This window comes from Actinomycetospora sp., assembly GCF_055612215.1.
In genome coordinates this window covers 1-9,712 of the sequence record NZ_JBVPVA010000149.1, presented here as the reverse complement: position 1 = coordinate 9,712, position 9,712 = coordinate 1, and the positions used below count along the sequence as shown (strand labels likewise).

The window sequence follows — 9,712 nt, the reverse complement described above, 5'->3', positions numbered from 1 at the left end:
GACGAGGTAGCGCGAGAGCAGGTCACCGAGGGTGGCGGCGACGTGGCGGACCGGGAACCCGCTGTGCAGCGCCGAGGTGATCATGGCGTTGCGCAGGTTGAAGTACCGGTGCCAGTCGTCCCAGTCCTTCCACGGGAAGTCGGCGTGCCAGAGCCCGGCGCCCGGCAGCGTCACCGTCGGGAACCCGTGGGCGCGGCCGCGGTAGGAGTACTCGACGTCGTCCCACTGGAAGAACAGCGGGAGCGGGTAGCCCATGGCCCGCACCACGTCGACCGGGATGAGGCAGGACCACCACCCGGTGTAGCCCGCGTCGACACGGCGGTCCTGCACGTTCTTCGTGCCGTCGGGGAAGTAGGCGGTCACGTCCGACTCGCCGACCGCACCGGGGGCGACGTGGCCGTTGGTCAGGTCCTCGAGCACGGCGTACTCGGCGCCGGCGAGGACCTGGGTCGGGTGGAGCAGGTTGAGCATCTGCGCGCCCACGATCGTGGGGTGCGTCGTGTACTGCGCGAACGCCGCGAGCCGGATGACGACCTCGGGCTCGCAGCGCACGTCGTCGTCCATGAACAGCGCGTCGGTGGGCGTCCCGCCGGCGGCGGTGACGACCTCGTGCAGGCCGCGCGTGAAGCCGCCCGAGCCCCCGAGGTTGGGCTGGCGCAGGTAGTGCAGCGTGTCGCCCATCCGGTCGCGGACCTCGTCGAAGGCAGGACGGGTCTCGACGGGGTCGGTGCCCTGGTCGACGACGACGACCCGGTCGACGGTGCCGAGGACCTCGCGGTCCTCGGCGAGGGCGGTGAGGGTGGCGGCGCAGTCGTCGGCGCGGTTGTGGGTGCAGACGACGATGCTGGTCCGACGTCGCACCGCCGGGGCCTCGACCGTCCAACGCGCGTCGTGCAGCAGCAGCTCGGCGTCGTCGGTGACGATCTCGACCCACAGCCCGCCGCCGTCGAGGAAGCGGTCGAGGCGGGCCTCGAGCCGCACGTCCTCGGTCCGCGCGTCGTGCACGGCGACGGTGCGGGGCACGCCGTTGGTGTCCGACGCGCGCAGCATCACCCGCCCGGCGCCGCTGATCCGGCCCTCGAAGCGCACGGAGCGCGCCGTCGTCCAGCGCTGCCAGTAGGAGGCGGGGAACCGTCCGAAGCAGGTGTTCGTGCTGACCCGCCCGAAGGTCCCGACCCGCACGTGGCGGCGGCGGCGCTCGGCGTGGCCGGAGAGGACCTCGACGTACATCTCGTCGGGGATCTCGGTCGACGGGCCGGTGAACAGGCCGCGCTGGACGAGGAGGCGCCCGGGTGGCGCGGCGGCCCCGGAGGTCGTCGTCGGCACCGTCTGCACGTCCGTCACGCTGCGCACCTCTCCCCGATCGGCGGCGCCCACCGGTCGCGGAGCGCGCCGTCCCGCCCCCGCAGGGTAGGAGAACCCGCCGGGAACACGAGCACCGCGTCGCCCGGCGAGCCCCGGTGGTGGGGTAAACGAAAGGCAAACCGTGGGTGGGTCGTACGGTGCTGACATGGGCGAGACGGACGCTGCCACGGTGGTCGTCCCGATGCGCGCCCTCGAGGCCGACCGCGAGGCCATCTCCTTCGTCGTCCCGCCCGGCCCCGGCACCGGCGCCGTCGACGTCCTCCTCGACGGCCGCCGCGTGTGGTCGTTCCGCCTCGAGTCCGCCGAGCCCGCTTCCGACGGCCGTCACGTGGTCCCCTGGCCCACCGCGATCCTGGCGGCCCTGCGCGGCCGCGCCGAGGTCGCCCTCCGCGGGGGCGCCGACGACGACGTGTGGGCTCGCAACGAGGTCGCGTTCACCGGCGATCCCGGCAGGGTGACGTTCGCCGACGAGCACGGCCGCGACCTCGTGGTGAACAAGTGGGACCGCGCCGGGCGGGTGCTCGACGACCACGACGACTCGATCGTGGTCCGGCTCCTCGACCACGCCGACCAGGTTCGTGCCGTCGTCGAGGGCGAGCTCGGGCTCGAGGTCTTCGTCACCGGCGGGACCCTGCTGGGGCCGGTCCGCGACGGGCACCTCATCGGCCACGACGACGACGTCGACTTCGCCTGGATCTCGAGGCACTCCCACCCCGTGGAGGTCGCGCGCGAAGGCTTCGCGCTCGGACGGGCGCTGCGCCGTGCCGGGTTCGACGTCGTCCGCCACTCCCCGGGCCACCTGCAGATGCACTTCGAGTACCGGGGCCTGTCCGACCACTACGTCGACGTGTTCGCCGGGTGGTTCGCCGACGGCTGGTGGCACCAGGTGTTCTGCATCCGCCATCCCGCGGCGAGGGAGGACCTCCTCCCCGCGGTACCGCTGCGGGTGGAGGACCGCGACGAACCGGCCCCGCGCTCACCGGAGCTCCAGCTCGAGGCGAACTACGGCCCGGGCTGGCGCGTTCCCGACCCCGCCTTCCGCTTCGACACGGTCCCCGCGACCCGACGCCGGTTGGAGAACTGGTTCCCCGGCCTGAACGGGGGCCGGGACGAGTGGGAGGACGTGCTGCGCGACGAGCGCCGTGACGGCGCGGCCGGCGCCGGCGCCGCCCGCTGGATCACGGAGCGCCTCGACCCCGACGCGCCGGTGGTCGACATCGGCTGTGGGAACGGCGCTCTCGCGCGCGCGGTCGCGGCGGCCGGTCACGAGACCCTCGCGGTGGACTGGGCCCGGGAGGCGGTCGCGGCGATCCCCGTGACGCCGGGCCTGACGACTCGCGTGGTGAACCTCTACGACCCGCGGACCACCATCGCCTTCGGTGCCGAGCTCGCCGGCCGACGGCTGCCGTGGGCCGTGGTGGTCCGGCGCGTCGTCGAAGGCCTCGGTCCGAGCGGCCGGCACCACCTGTTCCGCCTGCTGTCGATGACGCTGCGCCGGGGCGGCCGGGCGCACGTCGAGGTCGCCGACGGCGGCGAGCCGGTCGAGCAGCTCCTGCTCGAGGCGGAGCAGTACGGCCTACGGCCGGTCGACACCGTGCGTGTCGATCGGGAAGCGGTGACGAGGATGGTGATGGCGTGGACGCCGCGCACGTGAGGGCGAGCCTGGTGGGCACCGTGCGGTCGGTCGTGACGACGGGCCCGGTCATGCGCGCCCGACGGCTGGCGGGTCGCGCGGTGACGCCCGAGGTCGCGCTGCTGCGGGACGAGCTCGCGAGGCTGCGCGACGACGTGGCGCGGGTCCGTGAGGACGTGGCCGCCCTCGCGGCCGAGCGCGAGCAGCTGGCGGAGCGGGTCGGGGTCCTCGACTCGGACCTCGACGAGGCCCGGCGCCTCAACGTCCGGCTGGCGGAGCTCACCGACCTCGTCACCGAGATCGTCCTCCCGCTGCACGACCGCGACATCGACATCGAGCGCCTGCGCCCGCACGACGTCGAGCCCCAGTGATCGGCCTGGTCCTGGCGGCCGGCGCGGGGCGCAGGCTCCGGCCCTACACCGACGCCGTTCCGAAGACCCTCGTCCCCGTCGACGGCACGACGACGATCCTGGACGTGTGCCTCCGGAACCTCGCGGCCGTGGGCCTGGACCGCGTCGTCGTCGTCGTCGGGTACGCCCGACAGGCGGTCGAGGTGCTGCGTCCCACGCTCGAGCAGCGATACGGGATCGACCTCGAACTCGTGGTGAACCCGCACGCCGAGGACCGCAACAACGCGTACTCCCTCTGGACCGCTCGCGAGCACCTTCGCGAGGGTGTCCTGCTCGTGAACGGCGACACCGTGCACCCGCCCAGTGTCGAGCAGACGCTCCTCGCTGCGCACGATCCCGACGGTGCCCGCGTGCTGCTCGCGCTCGACACCGACAAGGAGCTCGCCGACGAGGAGATGAAGGTCTCGGTCGACGATCGAGGTCGCCTGGCCCGGATCACCAAGCTCATGTCGCCCGCGGAGGCGACCGGTGAGTACATCGGCGTGTCGCTGATCGAGCCGGGCGCCGCCGAACCGCTCACGGACGCGCTCCGGAGCACCTGGGAACGCGATCCCGGCCTCTACTACGAGGACGGTTATCAGGAGTACGCCGACCGCGGCCGGCCCGTGCGGGCCGTCTCGCTGCAACCCACGACGTGGGTCGAGGTCGACGACCACGCCGATCTGGCCCGGGCGCGGGACGTCGCGTGCCGCTGCTGAGCCGCATCCTCCTCGGCCCGCTGGAGGTCGACATCAGGGCCGGTGCCGTCGACGACCTCGGCCGTCTGCTGGCCGACCAGCGCATCAGCGGCGGCGGCCAGGTGGCCGTCGCCGTGGGTCCGGGACTCGGCGTGGAGATCGCGGAACGGCTGGCCGCGACGTTGGCGAGGGCTTCGGTGTTCCTGGTCGACGGCGGCTCGGTGGACGAGGCGGTCCGTCTGCAGGACGTGGTCCGTGCCAGCGGGCGCGGCTTCGACGCGCTCGTCGGGATCGGCGGGGGACGCACCCTCGACGTCGCCAAGTACGCCGCCACTCGTCTCGGCCTGCCCATGGTCTCCGTCGCGACGAACCTCGCCCACGACGGGGTGTGCTCGCCCGTCTCGTCCCTGGAGACCGAGGTCGGCAAGGAGTCCTTCGGGGTCTCGATGCCGATCGCCGCGGTGGTCGACCTCGACTACGTCCGCCGGGCGCCCGTCGAGATGGTGCGCTCCGGGGTCGGTGACGTCATCAGCAACCTCTCCGCGATCGCGGACTGGGAGCTCGCCGGGCGTCAGCGCGGCGAGCGCGTCGACGGCCTGGCCGTGGCGTTCGCGCGCCTCGCGGCCGAGTCGGTGCTGCACCACGACGGCACCGTCGACGACCCGGACTTCCTCGTCGTGCTGGCCGAGGCCCTGGTCCTCTCCGGGATCGCGATGACGGCGGCAGGGTCGAGCCGGCCCTGCAGCGGCGGTGACCACGAAATCCTGCACGCGGTGGATCGACTGTTCCCCGGAGCCGGGCAGCACGGCGAGCTGGCCGGCCTCGGGGCGCTCTTCGCCGCGTCCCTCCGTGAGGACGGGGACCGCGCCTTCACCACGCTCGAGGCCTGTCTGCGGCACCACGACCTCCCCCGCCACCCGAAGGACGTCGGGTTGACGCCCGCGCAGTTCGCGGAGGCGGTCGAGGCCGCGCCCGCGACCCGTCCGGACCGCTACACCGTGTTGGAGCACCGCGACCTGGACCCGCTCGGGGTCGAGCAGGCCGTGCTCGCCTACGTGGATCGCCTGGTCTGACGCCGCCCGCCCCTGGTTGAGCCCGCCCGTCCGGTCCTGGTTCGATCCGCGGCATGTTGGAGGCGCACCGGGTCTCGTCGTTCCGCCCCCGCTGGGAGGTGCGCGAGGACGGCGCCCCGCTGCTGGTGCTGGAGAAGAAGGGCTGGCGCTCCGGCGTCGAGTACACCCTCGACGGCACGTCCTACGAGGTGCGCTCCACCTGGACCGGGACCCGGTACACGCTGGTCAGCGGGGAGACCGAGATCGCCCACGCGGAGCGGATCGGGCGCAAGCACTGGTCGGTGACGACCCCGGAGAGCGAATTCCACTTCCGCCGCCGCTCGGTCTGGAAGTCCGACCAGGAGTGGGTGGCGGGCCCGGACTCGTCGGCGGCGCTCGGCAGCATCCGTCGCACCGGCACGTGGCGCGGCGACGCCGAGGCCCAGCTGCCCGGGATGCCCGCCCCGCTCGCGGTGTTCGTGCTCGCGGTCGTGCTGCTCATGTGGGAGCAGGCTGCCGCCGCAGCGGCGACCGGGGCCGCGGCGACCTGACCGCCGGCGGGACGGCCGCGGCGAGCGTCGTCCACCCGACGGCCAGGACGACCATCGTCGCGACCCCCACCGGCGGGTAGATGTGGCTGGTCAGGAACGACCACGCGCCGACCACGACCAGGACGGCCCCGACGACGGCGGCCGCCCGCGCGGCGATCCCACGGGTCACGGCGACGGCGGTCACTCCGCCGATCACGGCGGTGGCGAGGTAGGCGTACACCCCCGGGAGCGCCAGCCGGTCCGCCATCCCGAACAGCGCCGGCACCCACGGGCCGGGGCCGACGACGACGGTCTCCTGCCCGGCGCCGATCCCCGCGAGGACGTCGAGCGCGGTGTAGCAGCAGGCGTAGACCAACCCGAGCACGACCACGACGGCCTCGAGCAGGCGGCTCCGGCCGCGCACGACGATCCACGGCCCGAGCGCCAGCAGCGGGAAGAGCGCCAGACCGATGACGTGCAGGTCCCGCCACCAGGGCGCGGACGCGGGCGTGAGCATCGTCGGGTGGGTGGAGCCCAGGGCCGCGAGCAGCAGCGGGGGCACCGCGGTGGCGATGAGGCCGGCGGGGCGGAGCATCCGGATCCTTACTCTGCTCGTGACGCCACCGTGACACGCCGGTGATCACCCATCCGTGTAGAACGATCTGGGTAACTCGTTGCTCCGAACGGGCGACTCTCAGTGAGCAGGACCAACTGAGGGAGCGTCATGGCGGACAGCAGGATCGTGGGCGGACAGGGGCCTCGTCATCGTCGCAGAGCGGCCTTCGCGGCCGTGTTGGGTGCGGTCGCCCTGCTCGTGGGGGTCCTCGCCACCGGGGTCGGTCAAGGGCGCGCCGATGCCGCCGTGGTCACCGGCCGCATCGCCGGCTACGCGGGCGGCTGCCTGGAGAACGCGAACAACGCGGCCACGACCGGCAACCCCCTGCAGCTGAACAACTGCGCCACGACCGCGGGTCAGCAGTGGTCGCGCTACTCCGACGGCACCCTGCGGGTGCAGGGTGGCTGCGCGGACCTGCTCGGCGGCGCCGTCGCGGCCGGCACCCGGGTCGTCTTCGCCGCCTGCTCGCCGACCTCGACCTCGCAGCGCTGGACGATCTACTCGTCCGGCTTCGTGCAGAACCAGAGGTCGGGCACCTGCCTCGCCCCGCTGAACAACCAGGTCTACGCCAAGGTCGTCATCACGATCGCGGTGTGTGCGAACGTGAACGCACAGAAGTGGGCGCTCCCCGCCGTCTCGACGACGACCGGTCCCACGACCACCACGGCACCGCCGGTCACGACGACGAAGCGGCCGACGACCACCACGACGGCGAAGCCCACGACCACCACGCCGAAGCCGACCACGACCACGCCGAAGCCGACGACCACCACCCCGCCGACGACCACGACCCCGCCGACCACGACGAGCATGCCGACCCAGACCAGCCAGACCTGGAACTCCGACTTCACCGGCTCGGGGTTCGACAACTTCGACGACACCCCGTGGAACGACGTCGGGGCGAGCGCGCCGACGATCACCAGCTCCCCGGTGACCGCGGGTGCGAAGGCGGCCCTGTTCACGATGCCCGCGGGGGGGACCCGCAGCGAGATCGTCCCGACGACCGCGGAGTTCACCGAGGGGCAGGACCGCTGGTTCCGCTTCTCCTTCTACCTGCCGGCGTCCTTCCCGACGCAGGTCACGTCCTGGCAGGTGATCACGCAGTGGAAGAACGAGGGTGACGGCTCCCCGCCGCTGGAGGTCACCGTGGGCGGCGGCAACCTCAAGCTCGAGGGCGGCTACGGCTACCCGGGCGGCCCACGGCAGTTCGCGCAGGTGCTCGCGCCGGCGACGACCGGGGCGCGGACCGACCTGATCCTCCACGTGTTCTTCTCCCGCACCCCGGGCAAGGGCAGCGTCGACGTCTGGCGCAACGGGACGCCGGTGCTCGCGGGTTACAAGCCGGCCGGCGGCACCCTGTACCCGACGAGCACGGCCTCGACCGCCTCCCTGGCGTCCTACTGGAAGATGGGGATCTATCGCGACTCGGCGATCACCTCGCCGGCGCAGTACACGATCGAGAGCGCGAAGATCGGCAACACCCAGGCCCAGGTCGCGAACTGACCGGGGCCGGGCTGTCATTCTCAGTCATGATCGACATTCGGTGATCATGTTGGTTCGGGCTGTGCGGGTGACCGTGAAAAGGCGTTCCCGGACAATCTGCTCCAATGCGTCACGATGTTCGCCCGATCGGGCTATGTTTCTGTGTAATGACCGCCATGATCGGCACGACCTCCCTCCGTAAGCAATCGGAGGGGGAGTCATGGCGGGCGGAGTGGGCACGCACGAGCGAGGGGGCCGACGCGGACGCGGCACGGCACTCGTCGCGGCCCTGGGGGCGCTGACGCTGCTGTTCGGCGTGCTCGTCTCGGTGGTCGGGGGTGCGGGGGAGGCGCAGGCGGCGACGGTCACCGGCCAGATCGGCAACTACGGCGGCGGCTGCCTGGAGAACGCCAACAACTCCACGGCGACGAACAATCCGCAGCAGCTGAACTACTGCGGGACCGGCCTCGGCCAGCAGTGGTCGCGGTACTCGGACGGCACGATCCGGGTGCAGGGGGGCTGTATCGACACCCTGAACGGCGGGACCGGGAACGGCACCCGCGTCGTCCTCGTCGTGTGCTCCGCGACCTCGACGTCGCAGAAGTGGACCCTCCTCGCGAGCGGCGTCGTGCAGAACCAGAAATCGGCGCGGTGCCTGGCGCCACTGAACAACCAGGTCTACGCCAGGGTCGCCGTCACCATCGCGACGTGCGTGAACACGAACGCGCAGAAGTGGGCCCTGCCGGCGCTCTCGACGCCGACCACCACGACGACGACGCCCCCGCCGCCCACGACGACCACCACGGCGCCGCCGACGACCACGACGACCGTGCCGCCGACGACGACCACGGTGCCGCCGACGACCACCACCACGGTGCCGCCGACCACGACGACGACCGTCCCGCCGACCACCACGACGACGCCGCCGACGACCACCACGACCCCGCCGCCGAACCAGACCACCCAGGTCTGGGACTCGGGCTTCACGGCCTCGGGCTTCGACAACTTCGACGACACCCCGTGGAACGACGTGGGCGCGAGCGCCCCGGTCATCGTCAACTCGCCGGTCACCCCGGGGGCCAAGGCCGCCCAGTTCACGATGCCCGCGAAGGGCACGCGCACCGAGATCGTGCCGACCACGGCGGAGTTCACCGAGGGGCAGGACCGCTGGTTCCGCTTCTCGTTCGTCCTGGGCGCGAACTTCCCGACCCAGGTGACCACCTGGCAGGTGCTCACCCAGTGGAAGAACGACGGTGACGGCTCACCGCCGTTGGAGATCACCGCCGGCCGCGGCAACCTCAACCTCGAGGGCGGCTACGGCTACCCGGGCACCCCGCGGACGTTCGCGCAGACCCTCGCGCCCGCCGTCATCGGCCAGCGCACCGACCTGATCGTCCACGTGTTCTTCTCCCGGGACCCGAGCAAGGGCACCGTCGACGTCTGGGACAACGGGGCCCAGGTGCTCACCGGCTACAAGCCCGCCGGTGGGACGCTGTACCCGACCTCGAAGGCGTCGACGGCCACCCTGAGCTCCTACTGGAAGATGGGCATCTACCGCGACTCGGCGATCACCCAGCAGGCGCAGTACACGATCGAGAGCGCGAAGGTCGGCAACACCCGGGCGCAGGTGTCCTAGCCGAACGAGCGGTCCGTCGGTCACCCTCGAGGGTGATCGACGGGCCGTTCGTGCTGTCGGACGTGGGTCGGCGCCGGACCTAGGACGAACGCTCGGCCACCTTCTGCAGGGCGTCGTGCAGCGAACGCTCGGCGTCGTCGGCCAGTCCCTTGAGGGCCGGCAGCATCAGTGGCGTGGCGAGCTTCGCGGCGCCGTGGAAGGTGAAGGTCGCGGTGTAGCTCACCCGGGTGCCGCCCCCGTCGGCCCCGGTGAACTCCATCTCGTCCTCGCTGGTCACCGTCTTGTTGCGCCCGACGATCCGCAGCCGGGTG

Annotated in this window: 10 protein-coding genes; 7 read left to right on the top strand and 3 right to left on the bottom strand. The window is 72.4% G+C overall.

Going from position 1 to position 9,712, the window contains the following annotated elements; all coding sequences use genetic code 11:
- Positions 1-1,344, bottom strand: a 1,344-nt coding sequence (locus tag AC0CYZ_RS04165) for a glycosyltransferase (protein WP_472212629.1), incomplete at its 3' end; no start/stop codon positions are given.
- Positions 1,345-1,510: 166 nt separating this feature from the next.
- Between AC0CYZ_RS04165 and AC0CYZ_RS04160 the strand changes: the two genes are divergently transcribed.
- The 5 genes from AC0CYZ_RS04160 to AC0CYZ_RS04140 are packed head-to-tail and all read left to right on the top strand — an operon-like array spanning position 1,511 to position 5,688.
- Positions 1,511-3,019, top strand: a complete 1,509-nt coding sequence (locus tag AC0CYZ_RS04160) for a methyltransferase domain-containing protein (RefSeq protein ID WP_472212627.1) — start codon at positions 1,511-1,513, stop codon at positions 3,017-3,019.
- Positions 3,001-3,369: a DUF6752 domain-containing protein gene (locus AC0CYZ_RS04155; RefSeq protein ID WP_472212625.1), complete on the top strand. Its 369-nt coding sequence runs from the start codon at positions 3,001-3,003 to the stop codon at positions 3,367-3,369. The genes AC0CYZ_RS04160 and AC0CYZ_RS04155 overlap by 19 nt, the downstream gene beginning before the upstream one ends.
- Positions 3,366-4,106 carry a phosphocholine cytidylyltransferase family protein gene (locus AC0CYZ_RS04150; RefSeq protein WP_472212623.1) on the top strand — a complete coding sequence of 247 codons (741 nt, stop codon included), beginning with the start codon at positions 3,366-3,368 and terminating at the stop codon, positions 4,104-4,106. Before AC0CYZ_RS04155 ends, AC0CYZ_RS04150 begins: the two co-directional genes overlap by 4 nt.
- Positions 4,094-5,158 carry an iron-containing alcohol dehydrogenase family protein gene (locus AC0CYZ_RS04145; protein ID WP_472212621.1) on the top strand — a complete coding sequence of 355 codons (1,065 nt, stop codon included), beginning with the start codon at positions 4,094-4,096 and terminating at the stop codon, positions 5,156-5,158. The genes AC0CYZ_RS04150 and AC0CYZ_RS04145 overlap by 13 nt, the downstream gene beginning before the upstream one ends.
- Positions 5,159-5,211: 53 nt before the next feature.
- Positions 5,212-5,688 carry a hypothetical protein gene (locus tag AC0CYZ_RS04140; protein WP_472212619.1) on the top strand — a complete coding sequence of 159 codons (477 nt, stop codon included), beginning with the start codon at positions 5,212-5,214 and terminating at the stop codon, positions 5,686-5,688.
- Here AC0CYZ_RS04140 and AC0CYZ_RS04135 read toward each other — a convergent pair.
- Positions 5,636-6,262, bottom strand: a complete 627-nt coding sequence (locus AC0CYZ_RS04135; protein WP_472212617.1) for a hypothetical protein — start codon at positions 6,260-6,262, stop codon at positions 5,636-5,638. The two genes, AC0CYZ_RS04140 and AC0CYZ_RS04135, sit on opposite strands and share 53 nt — an antisense overlap.
- 195 nt (positions 6,263-6,457) lie before the next feature.
- Between AC0CYZ_RS04135 and AC0CYZ_RS04130 the strand changes: the two genes are divergently transcribed.
- Both AC0CYZ_RS04130 and AC0CYZ_RS04125 read left to right on the top strand, forming a co-directional pair.
- The gene (locus AC0CYZ_RS04130; protein ID WP_472212615.1) at positions 6,458-7,786 is read left to right on the top strand and encodes a heparin lyase I family protein; all 1,329 of its coding nucleotides are present in this window, start codon (positions 6,458-6,460) and stop codon (positions 7,784-7,786) included.
- Positions 7,787-7,985: 199 nt separating this feature from the next.
- On the top strand, positions 7,986-9,401 hold the full coding sequence (locus AC0CYZ_RS04125; RefSeq protein WP_472212613.1) for a heparin lyase I family protein: 1,416 nt from the start codon (positions 7,986-7,988) through the stop codon (positions 9,399-9,401).
- A 79-nt stretch (positions 9,402-9,480) separates the two neighbouring features.
- Here AC0CYZ_RS04125 and AC0CYZ_RS04120 read toward each other — a convergent pair.
- On the bottom strand, positions 9,481-9,712 hold a 232-nt coding region (locus AC0CYZ_RS04120; protein ID WP_472212611.1), incomplete at its 5' end, for an SRPBCC family protein.